General features: G+C 65.5%; 18 protein-coding genes. 10 read left to right on the top strand and 8 right to left on the bottom strand.

The features are described from left to right. Positions 1 to 3 precede the first annotated feature (3 nt). On the top strand, positions 4 to 1,317 hold the full coding sequence (locus tag IEX85_RS19530; RefSeq protein WP_188862300.1) for an amidohydrolase: 1,314 nt from the start codon (positions 4 to 6) through the stop codon (positions 1,315 to 1,317). 94 nt (positions 1,318 to 1,411) lie between these two features. On the opposite strand, the gene IEX85_RS19525 is transcribed toward IEX85_RS19530, so the two are convergent. Continuing rightward, complete coding sequence (locus IEX85_RS19525; RefSeq protein WP_188862299.1) at positions 1,412 to 3,325, bottom strand: FUSC family protein; 1,914 nt, start codon at positions 3,323 to 3,325, stop codon at positions 1,412 to 1,414. A gap of 252 nt (positions 3,326 to 3,577) precedes the next feature. On the opposite strand from IEX85_RS19525, the gene IEX85_RS19520 reads away from it, so the two are divergent. Next, complete coding sequence (locus IEX85_RS19520; RefSeq protein ID WP_188862298.1) at positions 3,578 to 5,284, top strand: DEAD/DEAH box helicase family protein; 1,707 nt, start codon at positions 3,578 to 3,580, stop codon at positions 5,282 to 5,284. A gap of 73 nt (positions 5,285 to 5,357) precedes the next feature. On the opposite strand, the gene IEX85_RS19515 is transcribed toward IEX85_RS19520, so the two are convergent. The 4 genes from IEX85_RS19515 to IEX85_RS19500 all read right to left on the bottom strand — a co-directional run bounded on the left by IEX85_RS19515 (position 5,358) and on the right by IEX85_RS19500 (position 9,674). After that, positions 5,358 to 6,815, bottom strand: coding sequence for a two-component system sensor histidine kinase NtrB (locus tag IEX85_RS19515; protein WP_188862297.1), 1,458 nt, complete (start codon positions 6,813 to 6,815; stop codon positions 5,358 to 5,360). Between the two features lie 224 nt (positions 6,816 to 7,039). After that, positions 7,040 to 7,738: a DUF2726 domain-containing protein gene (locus IEX85_RS19510; protein WP_188862296.1), complete on the bottom strand. Its 699-nt coding sequence runs from the start codon at positions 7,736 to 7,738 to the stop codon at positions 7,040 to 7,042. A gap of 73 nt (positions 7,739 to 7,811) precedes the next feature. Next, positions 7,812 to 8,219 (bottom strand): DNA-J related domain-containing protein, encoded by a 408-nt coding sequence (locus tag IEX85_RS19505; protein ID WP_188862295.1) that lies wholly within the window; start codon positions 8,217 to 8,219, stop codon positions 7,812 to 7,814. Positions 8,220 to 8,318: 99 nt separating this feature from the next. Further along, complete coding sequence (locus IEX85_RS19500) at positions 8,319 to 9,674, bottom strand: Ni/Fe hydrogenase subunit alpha (RefSeq protein WP_229722019.1); 1,356 nt, start codon at positions 9,672 to 9,674, stop codon at positions 8,319 to 8,321. 252 nt (positions 9,675 to 9,926) lie between these two features. On the opposite strand from IEX85_RS19500, the gene IEX85_RS19495 reads away from it, so the two are divergent. Continuing rightward, positions 9,927 to 11,390 carry a trypsin-like serine peptidase gene (locus IEX85_RS19495; RefSeq protein ID WP_229722018.1) on the top strand — a complete coding sequence of 488 codons (1,464 nt, stop codon included), beginning with the start codon at positions 9,927 to 9,929 and terminating at the stop codon, positions 11,388 to 11,390. Positions 11,391 to 11,775: 385 nt separating this feature from the next. On the opposite strand, the gene IEX85_RS19490 is transcribed toward IEX85_RS19495, so the two are convergent. The 3 genes from IEX85_RS19490 to IEX85_RS19480 are packed head-to-tail and all read right to left on the bottom strand — an operon-like array spanning position 11,776 to position 14,506. Then, positions 11,776 to 12,561 carry an NADH-quinone oxidoreductase subunit B family protein gene (locus tag IEX85_RS19490; protein WP_188862294.1) on the bottom strand — a complete coding sequence of 262 codons (786 nt, stop codon included), beginning with the start codon at positions 12,559 to 12,561 and terminating at the stop codon, positions 11,776 to 11,778. Beyond that, positions 12,562 to 13,392: an FAD/NAD(P)-binding protein gene (locus tag IEX85_RS19485; protein ID WP_188862293.1), complete on the bottom strand. Its 831-nt coding sequence runs from the start codon at positions 13,390 to 13,392 to the stop codon at positions 12,562 to 12,564. Beyond that, positions 13,385 to 14,506, bottom strand: coding sequence for a 4Fe-4S dicluster domain-containing protein (locus IEX85_RS19480; RefSeq protein WP_188862292.1), 1,122 nt, complete (start codon positions 14,504 to 14,506; stop codon positions 13,385 to 13,387). Before IEX85_RS19480 ends, IEX85_RS19485 begins: the two co-directional genes overlap by 8 nt. A 172-nt stretch (positions 14,507 to 14,678) precedes the next feature. Between IEX85_RS19480 and hypF the strand changes: the two genes are divergently transcribed. The 7 genes from hypF to hypE are packed head-to-tail and all read left to right on the top strand — an operon-like array spanning position 14,679 to position 20,893. Next, positions 14,679 to 16,976 (top strand): carbamoyltransferase HypF, encoded by a 2,298-nt coding sequence (hypF, locus tag IEX85_RS19475; RefSeq protein ID WP_188862291.1) that lies wholly within the window; start codon positions 14,679 to 14,681, stop codon positions 16,974 to 16,976. After that, on the top strand, positions 16,973 to 17,479 hold the full coding sequence (locus IEX85_RS19470) for a hydrogenase maturation protease (RefSeq protein ID WP_188862290.1): 507 nt from the start codon (positions 16,973 to 16,975) through the stop codon (positions 17,477 to 17,479). Before hypF ends, IEX85_RS19470 begins: the two co-directional genes overlap by 4 nt. Then, a complete protein-coding gene (hypA, locus tag IEX85_RS19465; RefSeq protein WP_188862289.1) occupies positions 17,467 to 17,808 on the top strand; it encodes a hydrogenase maturation nickel metallochaperone HypA in 342 nt (113 codons plus the stop codon). Before IEX85_RS19470 ends, hypA begins: the two co-directional genes overlap by 13 nt. Beyond that, entirely contained in the window at positions 17,808 to 18,512 is a 705-nt protein-coding gene (gene hypB, locus IEX85_RS19460; protein ID WP_188862288.1) for a hydrogenase nickel incorporation protein HypB, read from the top strand. The genes hypA and hypB overlap by 1 nt, the downstream gene beginning before the upstream one ends. After that, positions 18,512 to 18,760 (top strand): HypC/HybG/HupF family hydrogenase formation chaperone, encoded by a 249-nt coding sequence (locus tag IEX85_RS19455; protein WP_188862287.1) that lies wholly within the window; start codon positions 18,512 to 18,514, stop codon positions 18,758 to 18,760. The genes hypB and IEX85_RS19455 overlap by 1 nt, the downstream gene beginning before the upstream one ends. Next, on the top strand, positions 18,757 to 19,887 hold the full coding sequence (gene hypD / locus IEX85_RS19450) for a hydrogenase formation protein HypD (RefSeq protein ID WP_188862286.1): 1,131 nt from the start codon (positions 18,757 to 18,759) through the stop codon (positions 19,885 to 19,887). Before IEX85_RS19455 ends, hypD begins: the two co-directional genes overlap by 4 nt. Next, positions 19,874 to 20,893 (top strand): hydrogenase expression/formation protein HypE, encoded by a 1,020-nt coding sequence (gene hypE, locus IEX85_RS19445; RefSeq protein ID WP_188862285.1) that lies wholly within the window; start codon positions 19,874 to 19,876, stop codon positions 20,891 to 20,893. The genes hypD and hypE overlap by 14 nt, the downstream gene beginning before the upstream one ends. Positions 20,894 to 20,929 lie beyond the last annotated feature (36 nt).

Genomic DNA, 20,929 nt, shown 5'->3' with positions numbered 1-20,929 from the left:
ACAATGACAAACCGAAACACTCTTCGGACCGCCATCGCGGCGGCCACCCTGTCGGGCGTCTTCGCCATGCCGGGCTTTGCCGGCAACGCCGAGTCGCTCTCCGCCGATATAGAAAAACACGTCACGGATATCACACCCCAGGTCGTAACCTGGCGACGCGACATTCACGAGCACCCGGAGCTGAGCAACCGCGAGTTCCGCACCTCCGAGCTGGTCGCCAAGCATCTGGAGTCACTCGGCATCGAGGTCAAAACCGGTATCGCCCATACCGGTGTGGTTGGGATTCTCAGGGGCGCGAAAGAGGGCCCGGTGGTCGCGCTGCGGGCGGACATGGATGCCCTGCCGGTAACCGAAGACACCGGCCTGCCCTTCGCGTCCAGGGTGCGTACCAGCTTCAACGGCCAGGACGTGGGCGTGGCCCATGCCTGCGGCCACGACGCACACGTCGCTATCCTGATGGGAACGGCGGACGTACTGGCCGCCATGAAGGACGAGCTGGAAGGAACCGTGATGTTCATTTTCCAGCCTGCGGAGGAAGGCGCCCCCGCCGGTGAAGAAGGCGGCGCCGAGCTGATGCTGAAAGAGGGGCTTTTCGACGAGCTGACACCCGATGCGGTATTCGGCCTGCACGTTACGGCGGCCGCCCCTGCCGGTACCCTGATGGTCCGCTCCGGCGGAGTCCTGGCTTCCTCGGACGTGTTCTCGATCAAGGTGAGCGGCAAGCAGACCCACGGCGGACTCCCGTGGCTGGGCACGGACCCCATTGTTCTGTCGAGTCAGGTCGTGCTGGGGCTGCAAACCATCCCCTCGCGACAGCTGGACGTGACCGAGACACCGTCGGTTATCTCGGTCGGTACAATCCATGGCGGCGTCAGACAGAACATTATTCCGGAGTCGGTAGAAATGACCGGTACCATTCGTACCTTCTCGCCCGAAGTGCGCGAGCAGATACATCAGAAGATAGCCCACACCGCCGAGCACATCGCGCAAAGCGGCGGTGGTACGGCCGAGGTCCATATCGATCCGGGCTACCCGGCGACGATCAACGACGCCGACCTGACCCGCAGGATGATCCCGACCCTGAAACGTATCGCCGGCGACAACTTCAGGGAAGCGGACCCGCGCACGGCGGCCGAAGATTTCGCCTTCTACGCACAGGAGGTCCCCGGCATGTTCTTCAATGTCGGTGCCGCACCGGAAGACCCGGCCAAGCGCTTCCCCAACCACAATCCGAAGTTCAACATCGACGAAAAGGCACTACCTATCGGTGTGAAAGCCATGACCTCGGTGGCGCTGGACTTCCTCAGCGGCAGCTAATCCTACCGGCGGTATTCCAGCGCGATGCCGCCTGCCCTTAAGCACCGATCTGCCGGGGAAGACTCGTAAACCGAGCCGTCCCCGTCGCGCAGGATCAGCGCCAGGGTACCGCCTGCATCACCAGCCCGCAGCGTTGCAACAGATCCGCAAGTTCGGCCCGGCCGGGCTGGTGCACGACCTCGACCGCCAGAGACAGCAAGCGGTCGCCGGCCTGATCGAACGACAGCCTCTCGTCGGCAAACCCCTGCAGACTCTCGGAAATGGTACGCCGATAGATATCCTCCTGAGGCAAATCGCGCAGCTGACGGTTCAGCGCCAGCAGATTCGAGCCCAGGTTCAGCGCCATGATGGCGCCATAGACCGGCCTTCGCCCGGAGACGCCGACGGCACTGTTGCGCAACACCAGTCGCAGGGTGCGGTGCAGCGCCCGTGTGCGCCACTTATCCCCGGACAGCCGCCGGCCTGGCTGACTCAGACGCCGCAGGTCCTGCTCGATGAGCTTTTCGATATCGCGCAGTCGCCGTTGCGGTCCGGTGGGCAGGATGAAATAGAAGCCGGCAGCTGCCGTCAGCGCGCCCAGGGTTGGCCCCGGCACCAGGTGCAGGAACGCCATCGCATCCACCTGCAAAGGCCAGTCCGGGGCCGTCAGCAGCAGAAACACGGCACCAAAGTCGGTGCCGATAATGACCTTGTCCCGCTCCGCCATCGCCAGGCAGCCGATCATCAGGAAGGGGGCCAGCGCGAGCAGCAGCATCGGAATCGAGTCGACCCAGGGCATCAGTCCCAGCTTGCAGATCAGTGCGGCGACCGACCCCGCAAAGGTACCGATCGCCGCCTTCAGCACCACCTGCTTGGGCATTTCCATGGTGGAGAAGACGGTCGAAATGATAGCCGCCCCCATCATGGCGTACAGAAACAGTGGCTCACCGGTCGCGAGCCAGCCCGCTCCCAGTGACAGCAGCACCAGCAGCGTTCGCACACCGGTGCGCAGCGCGTCGATCCAGTCGCGGTGCAGACTGACCTCGCGGCGACTCGTCGGCGCCTCGACCTCGGTCTGCAGCCGTCGTCGTTCTGCGTCGAACCGACGCAGCGCCTGCTGCAATCGTGCCAGACGCGGGTACATCCAGGGCCTGCCCTCGAACAGGCGCTGACGCCGCCAGTCATCGAGCCAGCCGATCAACTGAGGCGCGCCGGCAAGATCGGCCGGCGGAGTGCCGCGCTGCTCGGCGGACAGCGGCGACGCGCCGACCTCGCGAGCCACCGCCAGCACATCGAACAGCGCCAGCAACAGATGACGGATACGACGCCGCTCGCGACGCAGCGACGAGGCGCCTGAGCCACCCTGATCGCATTCGGCGTCGAGCGCGGCCAGCTCGAGTCCGAGCCGCGCTTCGGTGTCCATACGCGCCTGGCGATCCCAGTCGCCGCAAAGCACCGCTGCGATCAGCCGCATCGTCTCGTCGCTCACCGCTCCTGCGCGCTGGCGCAGACCGGCGGTTTCCAGTCGCGGCGACCAGAGCCAGGAAAACAGCAGCGAACAGCCTACCCCGACCAGAATCGAGGCCACGCGCGACAGCGCCATCGAATTGATATCGTCGGGATGGGACAGCGTTGGCAACGCCACCAGCGCCGCGGTGTAACCCGCGAGCAACGCGGCGTAGACATGGAAGCCGGACAGCAGATTGGCGGCCACGGCGCTGGTACTGATCCACAGCGCCAGTGCCGGAATGAAAAGCCAGGGATCAAGCTGCGCCAGGTGCATCATGCCCACCGACGCCAGCGCGCCGACCAGCGTGCCGGCCACCCGCGCCAGCCCCTTGCCCAGCAACTGCCCCCGGGTCGGCTGCGCGACCAGCAGCACCGTCATACCGGCCCAGAAGGGGCTGTCGATACCGAGCAGCATCGCAATCAGCAGCGCCATCAGCGTCGCCAGCGTAATGCGGCCGGCGCGTACCAGAGCGCCCTGTTTGGGACGCAGCACAAAATCCAGGTTGGACAACGATGCCATTGAAAGCAGCCTTAGTAGCGGAAACGGGAACGCCCGCGGGCGGGCACTCATGGCGAAGAGTAGCTTATCCGGCACAGATCCAATAGGCGGGATCCGATACCGCGGCATGCCCCTTAAGGCGATAGCTGCAACCGGCCTCGCCATCTGACTTTGCGAACGGATACAGCTTTGTGTTCGCGGGGGAATCCAGGGTGGAGAAGTTCCCCTGGATGCGGTAAAAATCACTGAATGCCCTCTTATCAGGCGCGAGCGATGAAAGCTTCCGAGTATTCTGCCTGGAACCCCGGTCTGGAGTCCGATATCCCCGCCGAATATCGCCAGCTGGAAACCATCCACCGTCCCGAAAACGTCTTCACGCGGCTTGCGGATGTGGAGGAAATCGCGAAACAGGCGGGCCTGCCGCCGGAGGAGCTGATCGCCTTCCGCCCCGAACGTCTGGTGCTGCATGAACTTCTGGTCAGGGTCACCGCCGATATCGTGGTACCGGAGGGGGAGGACGAAACCGCGCTCGGGGTGAATTTTCGCGAAACTGCCGACAGGATCCTCGTCGAGCTGATCCGCCCCGAGATGGATCGCATAACCCGCGAGTTTGACGAATTGCAACAGCAGGCACAGCTCCAGGTGCGGCAGCTACTGGAAAGTTCCTTCTTTGCCAGCCCCCGCACCGGGAAACCCCGACGGCGCTTCAGCCTGCGCCGGCTTTTCTCCGGCTCGAGACCGGCGCCCGAATCCCGCCTGCACGAATCCACCCGGGAAAAGCAGTACCGCATCATCGGCGAGTTCCGGGAGCAGGGTATTGCCGCGACCGACCCGCTCACCCGCGCCGTCTACAAGAGCCTGTATCGGGTACTCGGCTCCATCGCCGGCACCAGTGGTTTCGTCGGCTCCGATATCGACTTTCTGGTACGGCTGGTCACCCGGCACCTGTGCAACGAGTACGGCAGCAGGGTCATTGGCAAACGGATCGGACCACTGGTTCGGCAGGCAATCCGGCAATTCGGGCTAACGCCCACCGTCACCGCCCAGAAGCCGGTGCTGATCAGCCTGAAAGGCGCATCCGCAGCCGGAAAAAGCTCGCTGCGACCGATGTTGACGAAAGTCATGGCCGAGCTCGGCATCCAGCCGGGCGGCTATGGCACCATCAGCCCCGATATCTGGCGGCGTCAGTTGCTGGATTACGACAGCCTGGGCGAGGCGTACAAGTATGCCGGACGACTGACCAGCAAGGAGGTGGCGATCGTCGACCGCAAGCTGGATTACTACATACGTGCAAAAGCCAGACACCGGCAGTCCATCCCCCACCTGCTGGTCGACCGCTTCCGCTTCGACAGCTTCTCGACCGAGAGCCTCGCCCGGATACTGCACAGCACCTATGCCAGCTATGTCGACACCATGCTGATGTACTTCGTGATCACGCCGCCGGAAGAAACCGTCTTGCGGGGCTGGGAGCGAGGCCTGAAAGTTGGCCGTTACAAGGCCGTCGAAGACTTTCTCGGCCATAGCGTCGAAGCCTACACCGGCATTCCGAAGCTGTTCTTCAAGTGGATGTCCTACCAGAAGCCGACGTTCAGGTACGAGTTTCTGGATAACAGCGTGCCCAAGGGCACCTATCCGAAGACCATCGCCTTCGGAACGCAGGCAGAGATGAGCATTGTCGATCCGCTGGCCTTTATCGAAATCGAGCGCTATCAGAAGATCAATGTAAAAGCCCGGGTGCCCGAGGAAGTGTACCCGGCCAGCGCCGCCCTATCGGTCCAGGAAAACCTTAACTTTCTGCGGCAGTGCCTCGCCAGGATACCGACGGTCAGCTTTATCGACGAAACGACGCATGCCGCCTTTCTGCGGGTCAACGCGGGCAAACCCGAGGTTCTCGACCCGCAGCTTCTGGCCGCAAGGCTGTCCGCCCCCGAAACCGCGGACGTTTTTCGCGCGCTGCTCCCGGCGATCTGCGAGGACTAGGCCACCAGGGAGTTATAGGGCAAGAACGACCGGGGACGCCGGGAGCAGCCCGCTCCCGCGGCGCCGGTCCAGCCTACAACTGCAGCTCGATATGAAAGGTCGTGCCGACCTTGACGTCCGAGGTTACCGCCATGTGGCCCTGGTGCTGTTCGGTGATGACGTAGTAGGAGAACGACAGGCGCTTGCCGGCGTCGTATTCCTCTTCCGGCGAATGGTCGCTGAAGTACGGCTCGAACAGGTACATCTGCTCGTCGCCGGTCAGGCCGACGCCGTTGTGCTGAACCTTGATCCAGATGGCGTCGTAGCACTTGTTGACCTGGATCCTGATGGCCGGCTCGAAGCCCTCCTCGCCGACGCGGCGCGCCAGCGCATCGCAGGCGTGACGGAACAGACCGAGGAAGGCCTGCTGCAGCTCGGTGACGTAACAGGGCAGCAGCGGCAGGTTGTCCTCGTATTGCCGGTCGATGCGGATATCGCGAAAGCGCAATGAGTTGGGTGCAGCCAGCACGTCGTTGGCCAGTTCCAGGCTATGGTCCAGGACGTCCGGTATCAACGCCGGTTCGCGCTTGTCGGTGCGACCACGGGCGAAGCGCAGCAGGTTGTTGATCACCGACTCGACTTCCCGGCCCTTCTCGGCGGCATCGTTGAGCAGGCCGCTCAGGCGCGCGACCTCGCCATTCTGGTCGACGTCCTGCTGCAGCAGCTTGCTGTTGGCGAGGAAATTGTGGAAAGCGCTCAGGTCCAGCAGGATGCCCTGTAACGGGGTGTTGAGGTCGTGCGCCATGGTCGACGCCAGTTCGCCCATCGACGACATCTTGTCGTGGTGAATCAGCATGTTCTCGGCTTCGACGCGCTTGGTGACGTCATCCACCAGCACCACCACGCCGGTCTTGCGGTTGCCCTGCAGCGGGTACGCGGTGATATCGAAGTGATAGGTGCCAGGCTGGCTCTGCTTGACGGTGACCGCCTCGTTTTTCTCCAGCACCTGGTCGATCAGGCGCGGCGAAACGGTAATGCTCGGGTACAGCTCCCAGAGATTGCGGCCGATGGCCTTGTCGGCCTCGATACCGGAAACGTCCTCGGCTTTCTTGTTCCACTGAGTGATGCAGCCGTCACGGTCGAGGCCGACCAGCATCAGCGGCATCGAGCGCAGAATATTGCGAATATAGGATTCGGACGTCTCCAGGCGTTCGGTGGTGACCCGGTGTTCGGCAACTTCGGTTTCCAGCAGCTGATTGGTTTCCTTCAGCAGCCGGTTGGACTTGTCCAGTGTTGCCGTGCGCTCACGCACACGTACCTCGAGATCGCGGCGAATGGCCTTGAGTTCGCGGTTCGACTTCTGTGCCCGGCGCCAGAACAGGAACAGATTGATCACGGCGACCGACAGCAGAATGATCAGAATGCCGCTGGACCAGTTCGCCACATATTGCCAGTTGGTCCTGCCCTCTTCATCCTTGAACAAGTCCACCAGCCCTGCCTGAGACATCTGGCTCTGCAGCAGCAGGAACGACAGCAATAGGTATTTTTTCATCTTGGTCTTCAACAGTCAGCGCAACGGGAACGGCCGGGCCGCCGCAACCGATTGTACTTTACCCTCCGATGCATTGCCATGAAGCCCCATTCAGCGTATCCAGCCCTCGCGCGGCCCGGCAGAAGGCCGCCCCAGCGGACCCAGCCCCGGGCCAAAGCGGACGAAAAAAGACGCCCTCATACCCTGTTTTTTGACGCGGCAGGCGGCAATGCCGATAGGCTTTCTCAAGCCTCCGGCTCAAAGGGTACGCGTTTGCGGCACTCCGGGAGTCCGCACAGCCAGAATCCCTGCTCGACCTGGAAGTCGCCGACGGTTTTGCGCAGCGCCATCGGCGCACCGCACTCGGGACAGTTTGGCTCGGCGGGCCTGGCCGGCCCCAGCAGGCCTGTCTGGGTGGCATCGTCCGAAGCCGCCAGTGCCTCGAACCCGAGCTGTGGAATGGATTCGTCGGCGGCGAAAAGACTGTCGAACTGCAGTCCGATTTCAGCGGCCACGTAGTGCCCCTGGCTGATAAAGCACAGCAGCGGCAGCTGCGCCTGCCCGCAGACCCGGTCTAGCAGCGGATCGCGTCGTCCCCGGACAGCCAGCTCCACGGCGCATACGGGCTCAAGGCTTTCGCCATCGCAAACCAGAAAGTCGAAATGGCGATCACGGATGGCGGCGAAGGCATGCTGCCACTGGCGATGGTCGAGTCGCTCCGCCAGCTCCGTGACGGCAGCCATGCGCACCTTGCACAGCACCCGGTGACGCTCTCCCACGGCCTGCTCCAGCGCGGCAAGAAAGTTGCGCTCGTCGTTGCTGAGCAACCGGTCACGCCGCAGGTATGCCCTGTGCTGCAACGACTGCCGTCGACGTAACCTCAGAATCAGCAGGAGCAGCAGCAACAGCGCCAGTACGGCAAGCGGAAGATTGAACCATTCCATGGGGAGGGATTCCTCGACGGGGGAAAAAGTACGACGGCCAGTACAACAGCCCCAGCCTGAACCGCAGCGGAACTCAGTGAGAAGAGTGATCTTTCAGTCGCTGCCAGAATCCGGCCATCAGTTCCCGCACATCGGCCTCGGTGGTGTTTTCGAACCAGTGCCAGTCGAGATAGTACTCGCTGAGCTCCGGGTACCAGTCGGGCTCACCCTGGGCCGACGCTTCCGGATCGGTATGCAGTTCGATGTGCAGTGGCGATATATCGAGCACCCTGCGCTCCTCCTGCCACAGCACCTCCTGCAGGTCGTACAGGGCATTCATGATCAGAAAATGCTTGCGATACAGCGCCAGCAGATCGGTGCCCTCGATACCCTCGAACAGGCGGCACCGTTGCAGCCGCTGCATCAGCTCATACTCGGAGACGCCCTCCCCGGCATGCTGACGCAGATAACTCAGTACTTCGGGTAACAGCGGGTTGACCATATGACTTCCGGTTTCGACACGCCGGTACGACGCCAGCGCCGCACGATTGCGAAAATTCAGAAACTGCAGTCAGTATAGACCCGCGAGCCGGCCCCATACTCAGTTGCGATGGACGCGCAGGTCGAGGAAATGGACCGAGCAGGAAATGCAGGGGTCGTAGTTGCGGATCAGCCGCTCGGCGAAGAACTGCAGCTCCTGATCGCTGTGCTCCAGCCCGTAGGCCGTCAGACCACGCATAAGATCGGACTCGATGCGGGCCTGGTTCTGACTGGTCGGCGGAATGATGCAGGCTTCGGTGATGAACCCCTCGGAGTCGAGGCCGTAATGGTGATAGATCAGTCCCCGCGGAGCCTCGGTGCAGTGCGCCCCCCAGCCGGCGCGGGGCGAGTCCTGCACGAACGGCTCGCCGGCCTGGTAGCCGGCGAGCAGGCGACGCGCCTCGAAGACCGCGAAATAGCATTCCAGCGCCCTGGCCAGCAGGCTGTGGTAGATATTGTCGCTGGGAAAGCGCAGTCCGCAGTCGGTCGCCAGATCGCGCACCTCACCCGGCAGCTGGGCGAAGTTCAGATTCATCCGCGCCAGCGGGCCGACCAGATAGGGTTGACCGTCCAGCAGCGAGTAGAGCGCGGTACTGTGGGGTTCCTGATGTTCCTGAAAGTGCCGGCGATAGTCGGCGGCATCGATCTCGAGCCCGTCGCTGCCGAGGACCCGTCCTTCATTCATGGCGTACTGCGACGGATGATGCAGGGCAACGCAGGTCATGGTTGCATGGTCGTCGGGCAGATCGAGCCCCGACGCCCAGCGCACCAGCGCCTCGGCATCCGCCAGCGCCGCGTCGAGCCGAGCCACCAGCCCGGCGATAACGGCCGGTTCGGGGGCACTGTGAAATCCGCCGACCCGCAGCCCGACAGGATGCACCGACCGGCCGCCGCTGAGACTGATCAGATCGTTGCCCAGCGCCTGCAGCCGCAATCCGCGTTTCACCGCCTCGGGATGGTCCCGGGCCATATCCAGCATATGGCCGTAACCGAGAAAGTCCGGCAACGCCAGAAAGTGAATGTGCAGCGCGTGACTCTGCAACCACTCCCCGCACTGCAGCACGCGCCGCATCCGCCCGATCCATTCTGATGGCTCTATTCCGAGCGCCCGCTCGATCGCCCGCACACCGGTCATCTGATAGGCAATCGGGCAAATGCCGCAGATGCGTGCTGCGATGATGGGCTGCTCGCTGTAGTGCTTGCCCTCGAGAAACTTCTCGAAAAAGCGCGGTGGCTCGAAGATACGCAGTACCGCACGCTCGAGGCGCTCGTCGCGGCAGTACAGTTCCAGCGCGCCCTCTCCTTCCAGGCGGGTGATAACGGGCACGCGCAGACGAATATTGCGGGGATCGGTCATGGGCAGGCTGAACTCGCGGCTGTTCGGATTCCACAGGCCCCGTGGCCTGTCTTCACTCAATAATAGTCACGCCGGCGGGCAAATTCCTTGACCCACATCCCCCGCTCCCTATGATTATTGAACGAACAATCACAAGGAAGCCGGCACCTGCTGTCCTCAAGGATACCCGGGCGCCGCCGAGGAACCGCCATGAAATTGTCAGGGTACGCCTGCCGCCCGTCGCGACCGCTCCACCGTCTACACCTTTCCCCGACATGCCTGAAAACGCGCTCCGCTGCGCCGGGGCTCGCGCTGGGCGCAGTGCTCGGCCTAATGACGCTGGGCTCGGCAACGGTGGCGCAGGCGGCACCGAATCCCGCCGCAGAAAACGCCAGGGCGCGCATGATCGACCACTGGACGCCCGATCGCCGCGCCGCGGCCATTCCCCGCGACCTGGTGATAGACCCGCGCGGGCTGGGATACCTGAAAATGCCGGACGGCTCGCTGCGCCCCTACGGCCACCAGACCGCGGCCGACGCAACCCTGCGCAAGGGGCCGCCCGGCAGTGGCGATACCGACGGGCCAGTGATCTCCAGCATGGACCCGGCAGCCGGCGACACCATCGGTGACGCCAAAACCTTCAAGGCAACGGTCACGGACGCGGGTAGCGGCGTCAAGTCGGTCAACTTCGTTATCCAGTACCCCGGCAACGGCCCGACCCAGAGCTTCGCGGCCGGTCCAGGTGGCGGCGACACCTGGAGCGTCCCGCTGAGCGGCTTTAGCGACGGCGACTGGGCCTGGTGGGTGGAGGCGAAGGATGCCGCCGGCAAAGGCGGCAACAGCACGCAATCACCGAGCGTGGCTTTCCACGTCGATACCGCGGGGGGCGGTGGCACCGGGGGTGACGGAAGCGGTGGCAGCGAAGTCATAACCAATTCGCCCTGGCTGAACGACGGCTTCGACGGCGGCGCCATTCAGTCCGCCGCCGGGCGCATCTATTTCGAGATGCTCAGCACCAGGAGAGTCCGGGGCAAGATCGTTGAAGACTGGGCCGGATACGTCTGTTCCGGCACCGTTGTCGACGACAGCAACACCGCGGACCGCTCGGTGATCCTCACTGCGGCCCATTGCGTCTATGACGACGTCAACAAGGCCTTCGCCCGCCATGTGCTCTTTATTCCCAACCAGGATGGCACCAGCGTCGCCGGCACCGACACCGACTGCAGCAACGACCCGCTGGGCTGCTGGGCGCCGGCCTTCGGCGTGGTCGACGTCAACTGGACGCAAGAAAGCTTCCCGGCCAATATTCCCTGGGATTATGCCTTCTACGTGGTCAGCGATACTGGCGCCCACGACGGCGCCTCGGCGCCGTCGGACAGTCTCGAAAGCAGCGCTGGGGCGCTGGCAATCAATTTCGGCGTCCCCGCCTTCGACCTGGACGGCAGCACGGACCGCACCCACGCCCTTGGCTATTCGTACAGCGATGACCCCAACTTCATGTACTGCGCCGAGGACATGACCGTCGAGAGCGGATACGGCGACTGGTGGCTCCCCAGCTGCGGGCTTTCCGGCGGTGCATCCGGCGGTCCCTGGGTGCAGCCGATGAATGAGTCAAGCGGCAGCGGCCCGATCATTTCGGTCAATTCCTGGGGTTACACCAATCAGCCGGGCATGGCAGGTCCGGTGCTGAACGGGACTTCCGCCGAGTGCATATTCAACGCCGCCAGGACCGAGGATTTCGCATTTCATGCCGACGCTGTGGACGGCGATGCCGGCGCGGCTGTCGACTGCCCCTGACCACCCCGGACCCGGAAAGGGCCTTCGGGCCCTGTTCTTGTTTTAGGTTGCTCTTTCTCCGGTAGAACAACGACGAAACCGCTTAGTAATGGCGCACTCCGATGGGTTACACGGCGCCCCAGACAGCAGCGGGACCGGACAGGCCCTACTACGGCGCCGTTCCACCCATCCTACGAATCTGTTTTTTTCGCCATCCCGCGGGAGTACAGACGAAGCCGCAGTAGTAGATGGGTGAAGCCGCAGTGGCACCCGCTATCGGTAATCAAAAGTGGTTAAGCGGCGCAACCCATCAACACGCCTTAATGGTCTGAGAGCACATGTTGGGTCTCCCGAAAAATGTGCTCCTGCATGATAGATTTTCAGCAACCTGCTAAAGAACCTGCATTCAATCCACTTGCTTTGCCGGTATGCGCAGGCGCTGCCATTCGTCCTGGTAGGGCTTGAGCCCCGAGCTGATCGAAACGAACCGCTCCGCAACCTGCCGCTGCGGTATGCCAAGGCCGACCAGGCGCTCGCCGAGGGCTTCGCAGTTGGGCTGTTCCGAGGCGCCGAAACAGGTGTAGCAGGGGGCGCCGAACGAGGGGCAGAGCGCGCCGCAACCGGCCCTCGTGACCGGCCCCAGACAGGGCTCTGCCCGGCTCACCAGCACACAGACATTACCGGCCCGCTTGCACTCCTGGCAAACCTTCTCGGTCGGCAGCACCGGCGGCACCCCCTGCAGCAGCGCCCGAACCGTGGCGATCAGCTGACGGCCGCTGATGGGACATCCCCAGAGCTCGAGGTCGACCTTCACCAGCTGCGCCACCGACCGGGATTCGGCCAGCGAATCGAGATAGGCGGTATTGGCGTAGACCGCGCCGGCCCAGCCGCCGGATTCCTTGACGTTACGCAACGCCTGAACCCCCCCGCTGCAGGCGCAGGCGCCGATGGCGACCAGAAAGCGCGCACGCTCGCGCACTTTCAGAATCCGCGCCTCGTCTTCGGGTGTGGTGATACTGCCTTCGACGAAGGCGATATCGACATCGGCGTCGAAATCGTTCAGGCCGGCCTCGATAAAGTGGCGTATCTCGACCAGCCGGCTCAGCACCAGCAGGTCGTCGCCGAGATTGAGGATTACCGACTGGCAGCCTGAGCAGGACGTCAGCTTGTGGATCGCGATGCTTGCCCGCATTCAATAGCCCTCCAGCAGGAACCACTCCCGCACGTCCGAGACCCGGAAAATAGGCCCGTTCTTGCAGATGAAGGGAGCGCCCATCTGACAGTGGCCACAGAGCCCGAGCGCACACTGCATGTTGCGCTCGAGACTGAAGTAGCAGTTTTCCGCTGCCACCCCCTTTTGCTCCAGCGCCCGTATCGACGCCCGCATCATCGGTTCCGGACCACACATCATCACAGTGGCGCTGTCCGGGTCGAAGCAGGCCTTGTCGATCAGGGTCGTGACCATGCCCAGCGACCAGGCGAATGGCGCCTGTTTCTCCTCGCTGGCGGCCAGCAGCACCTGACAGTCGGGCACCTCGCGCCAGCGGTCGTACTGCGCCTGCCACAACATGTCCTCGCGGTGCTTGACGCCCTGCATGATCACCAGCCGCCGATAGCTGTCCCGCTCGGCAATGGCCCGTCGAATGGCCGCGATCACCGGCGCGCAACCGAGTCCCGCGGTGATGAACAGCAGATCCCGGCCCCGCGCCTCCTCGAGCGGCCAGCTGTTGCCGTAGGGGCCGCGCAGGCCGATGCTGGCACCGGGCTGCAGCTGCGTCAGCCCCCGGCTGACGCGTCCCACGGCCCGGATGGTGTGCTGCAGGCAGCCGTCCTGGTAGTCCATGATCGAGATCGGCACCTCGCCAAGTCCGTACAGATAGAGCATGTTGAACTGGCCACAGGCAAAGCGGTAACGACTCTGCACGTCGGGATCCGCAAAGCGCAGCGACAGGGTCACCACATCCGGCGTTTCCGCGACCCGGTCGACCACCTGGGCGCAGTATGGCGTCCAGGGATCAGTCATGGTTGCGCTCCGCTTCGCCGACTTCATCGCACAGCCGCTGCGCCTCTTCGACGATATCGATGCCGACCGGGCACCAGGTAATGCAGCGCCCGCAGCCGGTGCAGCCGCTGCGATCGTACTGGTCGTGCCAGCTGGCCAGCTTGTGGGTCAGCCACTGCCGGTATTTATGCTCGGCGCTCTTGCGAACCACATGCCCGACCAGGTAGCTGTGCTCGTCATTGAAACAGGTGTCCCAGCGCCGCACCGCACGGCTCAGGCTGCCATCCAGCGGGGCCTCCTCGTCGACCCGGTGACAGAAGCAGCTGGGACAGACCGCCGCACAGTTGCCGCAGGTCAGACAGCGGTCCGCCACCGGTTGCCAGTGGTGCATATCCTCCCGCGCCGCGTACAGCGGCGCGCGCAGATCCCGCGACGGCAGCGCCCGCTGCTGAACCCTTGCCCGACCGCGCAGCGCCTTGGCACGCCGCTTGTGCCAGCCACGTACCGGCCGGGTCGGCAGTTGCGCCAGCAGCGCTGCGCCGCGCCCGCTGCCCGCGCTGATCAGATAGCCCTGATCCAGTTCGTCCAGCACCAGATCCGCCCCGGTCCTGACCTGCGGCCCGTCACCTGTGGAGACACAGAAACAGGTGTCGGCACTGCGATGGCAGTTGACCGCCACCAGCAGCAGCTGGTCGCGGCGCGCCCGGTAATGCGGGTCCGGGTAATCACCCTCGAGAAAATGGCGATCCTGCAACGCCAGCGCCGCCAGATCGCAGGCACGAACGCCGATCACGGCGGTGGGCGGCGGTGTTTCACGCACTTCCTCGAAGCGCAGCCCGCCCTCGACCTCGCGCGCCACCCAGAGCGGCTGTTCGGCGCTGAAAAGCCAGGGCTTCAGGCCCTGGGCGGTGCCGACCCAGTCGAACCGGCGGTGATGGTCCTGCCGTTCGAGCCGGTAACGCCCCGGCGCCTGGTGGTCGACCAGCCCTGTCGGCATCCGGTCGACGCTTTCGAGCTCGCGGTAAGTCAGGGCGCCCTGCTCCTCGACAGCCCCGACGACGCGATAACCGGCGGCGCGCAGCACGTGGTAGAGCTGTCCGAAGTCTCGCTGAGGCAAAAATCGACTCTGGTCCATGGTCCGGTTCCGAAGCGGTCTGTTGCCCATCAGGATAGTCCAAGGCATTGCAGCGCTCCTGACCGAAATCAAGCCGGCGACAAAAAGCGCTGCCTATACTGAGGACAAACGCGTTGCCGGGCCCGTGACAGCGACTGGCCGGACAGCCTGCAAAAGGAGTGCAGTACCCGTCATGCAGCAGCAGATCGCCGAAATCCGCATCAAAGGCAGCGTCCAGGGCGTCGGCCTGCGGCCCTGCGTCTGGCACCTGGCGCAGGAAATGGCGCTGCACGGCGAGGTGTGCAACGACGGCGACGGTCTGTTGATACGCCTGTACCCCGCCGCCGCCGCTACGGGCTTTAGAGAGCGGCTCGAAAGCCGCCTGCCGGCACAGGCCGAGGTCGACAGCATCAGCATCCGCCACACCCGCTGCGATGCGGCCCCCAACGGCTTTCGCATTGCGCCAAGCTCAACGACACCCGGAACGACCCGCATCCAGCCGGACCTGGCCATCTGCCCCGAGTGTCAGACGGAGATCCGGGACCGCGGCAATCGCCACTATCGCTATGCGTTCACCAGTTGCACCCGATGCGGTCCGCGCTTCTCGATCGTCGAAGGACAGCCGTACGATCGCGAACGCACCACCATGGCGCCCTTCCCGCTGTGCCCGATCTGCAGCGACGACTTTAGCAACCCGCACAGGCGGCGCTTTCACGCCCAGGCAATCGCCTGCCCGGTGTGCGGCCCGCAGCTGCAACTGCTGGCCGCCGACGGCCGTCTGCTGGCGCAACAGGACGCCATCCACAGCGCCGCACAGCGGCTGAAGGCCGGCGCCCTGCTGGCCATCAAGGCCGTGGGCGGCTTTCATCTGGCCTGCGACGCCCTCGATAGCGCCGCCATCGTCCGACTGCGCGATTTCAAGGGGCGCCCGGAGAAGCCCCTGGCGGTGATGCTGCCCGACCTCGAGGCGCTCCAGCTGCGCTGCATTGCAGCCCCCGCCGAGCTTGAGCTGCTGACCGGTCCCGCCGCGCCCATCGTACTGCTGCGCTCGCGCGACGGGCACTGGCCGGGGAACCTGTGCGACGGCCTAGACCGGATAGGCGTGATGCTGCCGGGTACCCCGCTGCAGCAGCTGTTGCTGAGCGCCGTCGGCCGGCCGCTGGTGATGACCTCCGGCAACGTCGAAGGCGCGCCGCCCTGTCTCGACAACGACGAGGCCAGGACTCTGCTCGGGCCCGGCGTCGACGCCCTGCTGCTGCACGAGCGCGTCATCGCGCGTCGCATCGACGACTCGGTGGTGCAGCTGGCGGCCGGCCAGCCTCAGATTCTGCGCCGCGCCCGCGGCTATGCCCCCGCCGCGCTGAAGCTGGGTACGGGCTTCGAGGCCGCCGATGGCGTGCTGGCTCTTGGCGGCGATCTTAAAAACGCCCCCTGCCTGCTGCGCCAGGGCCAGGCGATTCCGGGCGCGCACCTCGGTGACCTGGCCAACCCCCGCATCCTGCAACAGCTGCAGCAAAGCGGTATCGATCTTGCCAGCCTGTTCGCCTGCCGGCCGCGCCTGATCGCCTGCGACGGTCATCGGGGTTATCACAGCCGGTCGCTGGCGCAACGGCTCGCCGAGCGCCAGCAGCTGCCGCTGATCGAGGTCCAGCATCATCACGCACACCTTGCCGCCTGTCTTGCCGAGCATCGCAGACCGCTCGATGCGCCACCGGTACTCGGGCTGATCCTGGACGGCAGCGGTCAGGCACCCGACGACAGTCCGCACCCGCTGTGGGGCGGGGAAATTCTGCTCGCGGACTACCGTCACTGCGAGCGCCTCGACGGTCTGCCGGCGGTGGCGATGCCCGGCGCGGAACAGGCGGCGCGGGAACCCTGGCGCAACCTGCTGGCCCACCTCGAGCGCTGGTCCCCGGACTGGGAACGACTGCGCTGGCCATCCCTCGACGCCCTGCGCCGGCAACCGCTGGCGACTCTGCGGGGCCTGATCCGCGAGGGGTTCAACGCGCCGCCGGCAAGCTCCTGCGGTCGCCTGTTCGACGCCGTTGCGGCGCTGCTCGACATCGCGCCGCAGCGACTCAGCTACGAAGGCCAGGCCGCGATGCGACTCGAGGCCCTGGCAGGCCGCGCCTCGGCGCAGCCGGTGCCCGCCCTCGGGCCGCCGGCGGGCCCCATTGCGCTCGACGGGGTCTGGCAGCGGCTGCTCGGCGGCCTCGGGAGCGAAACCCCGGAACGCCTGGCCTACTGCTTCCACCACTGGCTTGCCGAACTGCTGGCGCAGCGGGTACGGGCGCTGGCGCACACCTATCACTGCGACACCCTGGCGCTGGGGGGCGGATGCCTGCACAACCGCCTGCTGCTCGAGGCCCTGCAGCATCAACTGCGCGACAGCGGACTGATGCTGCTGGCGCCGAGGCAGCTGCCGGCCGGCGACGGCGGCCTGGCGCTGGGGCAGGCCGTGGTCGCCTGGGCGCGGGAAAGGCGCCCATGAACGCGGCCATAGTGTTATCGCTGGGGCACCCGCTACGCAGCGACGATGGTTTCGGCGAGCGCCTGCTGCAGCGCTTCGAACAGCGCTACGAGATACCCGAGCAGGTACTCTGCCTGCACGGCGGTACCCGACCGGTGGCCCACTACGACCGTATCGCCGGCTGCCGCTGGCTGATCGTGCTGGACGCCGTGCGCTACAGCGATGCCGGTAGCGACCTTCGTGTGATCGATCCGCTGCCGGTGCTCGACTGCGAGCGGCAACTGGCGGTGCACGAACTGGGCCTTGCCGAGCTGCTGCAGCTGATGGCGGTGCTCGGCGAGGCGCCGGCGCGCGTCAGCCTGGTCGGGGCGGCGTTCGCGTCGCTGGACTGGGGCCCGGCGTTGAGCCGGGCGCTGGAACAGCGCCTGCCGCAGGCCTGCGAACGTCTGGCCACTTTGCTCGAGCACAACGGCATCCGCCTGAGGCAACGGGCGCCGCAGGGAGACCCGGCATGCACGAGCTGAGCCTGTGCCGAAGCCTGATCGCGACCCTGGAGCGCGAGGCCGACGCCCGCGGTCTGACGCATATCCTTGGCGTCGAGCTCGGTATCGGCTGTCTTTGCTGCGTCGAGCCCGAGGCGCTGCGCTTCGCCTTCGAAACGGTGGCAAAGCCCGCCTGCCTGGAGGCTTGCGCCCTGACCATCAGACGCCAGCCCGCCAGGGCCCGCTGCCTTGCCTGCGGCCGGCACTACGAGGTTTACCGCTGGCTTGACGCCTGCCCGGCCTGCGCCGGCGAAGCACGCGATCTGGCCGGCGGCGACGAATTGATCATCGAACAGATGGAGGCCCGCTGATGTGCGGACACTGCGGCTGCGACGAGCCGACACCCCAGGCTGAGCAGCGCCAGCTTATCGCGCTGCACCGCGACCTGATGGACGCCAACCGCCAAGGCGCCGAGCACAACCGCGAGCACCTGCGGCGCCGGCGACTGACCGCCCTGAATCTGGTCTCCAGCCCCGGCACCGGCAAGACCACGCTGCTGGAAAAAACCCTGCGGCGATTGCAGGGACTGCGCCCGGCGCTGGTGATCGAAGGTGACCAGCAGACCGAACTCGACGCCGCCCGCATCCGCGCCACCGGCACCCCGGCGGTGCAGATTCAGACCGGCCAGGCCTGCCACCTCGACGCCGCCATGGTGCACGACGCTCTGCACCGTCTGCCCGAGGCTCCGGGCGGCCTGCTGTTCATCGAGAACGTCGGCAACCTCATCTGCCCGTCCCAGTTCGACCTCGGAGAACAGGCGCGGGTGGTGCTGGTATCGGTCACCGAGGGCGACGACAAGCCGCTGAAGTACCCCGGTATCTTCCGTCACGCCGACCTCCTGCTGATCACCAAGATCGACCTGCTGCCCCATGTCGACTTCGACCCGGACCGCTGCATCGCCAACGCACGACGCATCTGCCCTGAGCTGCCGGCGCTGCAGCTGAGCGCAACCGCCGGTACCGGACTGGACGCCTGGCTCGACTGGCTGCGACAGCCCGACAGGGAGGCAGGCTGATGTGTCTCGCGGTTCCGGCACAGGTGCTGTCGATCAGCGACCCTTCACGCGCCCTCGCGCTCGCAGACAGCGGCGGAGTACAGCGCGAAATCGAGCTTAGCTGCGTCATCGCGGACGGCCCGCCGGAGACACTGATCGGGGCCTGGGTCCTGGTACACGTCGGCGTGGCTCTGGCGCAGATCAGTGAACAGGAGGCTCTGGCCTCGCTGGCGCTCTGGGCCGAACTGGACGACGGAGACGGCGCATGAAGTACGTTGACGAGTTCCGTGATCCGGCGCTGGTCGCGCAGCTGGTGAAGCGAATCGACGCCAGCGCCGCCAGGCTGCCTTCGCGCCAGCAACCCTGGCAGTTGATGGAAGTGTGCGGCGGCCATACCCACGCCATTTTCCGCTTCGGCCTCGACCGTCTGCTGCCGGACTGCGTCGAGTTCGTCCACGGCCCGGGCTGCCCGGTCTGCGTACTGCCCGAAACGGTGATCGACCAGGCGGTGGCGCTGGCGCAGCGCCCCGGCACCCTGCTGTGCAGTTACGGCGACGCCGTGCGCGTTCCCGGCACCGGCGGCAGCCTGCTCGAGGCCCGTGCCGGCGGTGCCGCGGTCGAGGTCGTGTACGGCCCGCGCGATGCGCTCGAACTGGCCCGCCGCCACCCCGACAAAGACATCGTGTTCCTCGCCATCGGCTTCGAAACCACGGCCCCGGCCACCGCCCTGGCGCTGCAGGCGGCGCGGCGCGAGGGGATTGGCAACTTCCGCGCGCTCTGTCATCTGGTGCTGATCGAGCCGCCGCTGCGGGCGCTGCTGGCGGACCCGCAGCTGTGCCTCGACGGTTTTATCGGTCCGGGGCACGTCAGTCTGGTCACCGGCACCCGCCCGTTCGATTTCATCCCTGCGCAATACCGGCGCCCGGTGGTGATCAGCGGCTTCGAGCCGGTGGATCTTTTGCAGTCGGTCTGGATGCTGCTGCGTCAGCTCGAACAGGGCAAGGCCTGCGTCGAGCTGCAGTACCGGCGCGTCGCCACGACCTCGGGCAATAGCGCCGCCCGCGCCGCAATGGAGGAAGTGTTCGAGCCTGCGCCATCAACCGAATGGCGCGGGCTCGGCTCACTGCCCCACTCGGGCCTGCAGCTGGCCCCGGAATACCGCGCCTTCGACGCCGCGGCGCTGCTCGAACCGAGGGCCGCGACAGGCGCGGAACCCGGGGATCCGCGCTGTGGCTGCGCGGCGGTACTGAGCGGGCGCATGAAACCGCCCCACTGCCCGCTGTTCGGTCGCGAGTGCACACCCGCGACGCCCAGCGGTCCGCTGATGGTGTCATCGGAAGGCGCCTGTGCCGCCTGGTATCAGTATCGACAGGAGAGCGCCGATGACCGACGCTAAACGCCTGACGCTGGCGCACGGCAGCGGTGGCGAACCGATGCAGCAACTGCTGCACCAGCATATCCAGCCGCTGTTCGACAATGCCATTCTGGCGCGTCAGGAGGACCAGGCCCGGCTGAACATGACGCTGGCGCCGGGCGAGCGGCTGGCGTTCACCACCGACAGCTTCGTGGTCACGCCGCTGTGCTTTCCCGGCGGCAACATCGGCACCCTGGCCGCCAACGGCACCCTCAACGACCTGGTCGTCGGCGGCGCCCGGCCGCACTATCTCAGCTGTGCTTTGATCATCGAGGAAGGTCTGCCGCTGGAGACGCTGCAGGCGTTGCTGGCCGACCTGGCCCGCGAAGTGCGGGCCGCCGGCGCGCTGGTGGTGACCGGCGATACCAAGGTCGTGCCCCGCGGCGCCGCCGATGGACTCTTCATCAACACCAGTGGCATTGGCGTGATTCCGGCGGCAGTCGACCTCGGCACCCACCGTCTGAAAGCCGGCTGCAGGCTGCTGGTCAGCGGTCCTGTCGGCGATCACGGCGCCGCCATCCTGGCCTGCCGACGCGAGCTGGCACTGGGCGGCGACCTGATCAGCGACTGCGCCAGCCTCTGGCCGCTGGTAAAAGGCATGCTGGAGGAACCGGGACTGCTGGCGATGCGGGATGCCACCCGTGGCGGTGTCAATGCCGTGCTGCACGAGTTCGCCGCCGCAGCCGGGCTCAGCGTCGAACTGGAGGAAGCGGCGATTCCGGTAAGGCCGGCGGTACGGGGATTGTGCGAGCTGCTGGGACTCGATCCGCTGCAGCTGGCCTGTGAAGGACGCCTGCTGGCAGCCGTCGAGGCCGACGCGGCCGAGCGGATGCTTGAACGTATGCACGCCCACCCACTGGGCAGCGGCGCACAGCTGATCGGCCGTCTGGTGCCGCAACGCAACAGTGCGGTGATCGTGCGCGGACTCTATGGCGTCGAGCGCAGCCTGCCCGCGGTCAGCGGAGAACTGCTGCCCCGAATCTGCTGACGCTCGACCCGGTAGGGAACTACTTGCAAAAAGCAT

The sequence above is a fragment of the Marinobacterium nitratireducens genome, assembly GCF_014645375.1.
Lineage (GTDB): Bacteria > Pseudomonadota > Gammaproteobacteria > Pseudomonadales > Balneatricaceae > Marinobacterium_A > Marinobacterium_A nitratireducens.
The sequence above is the reverse complement of the archived record's forward strand: the minus strand, read 5'-3'. Positions and strand labels throughout refer to the sequence as shown.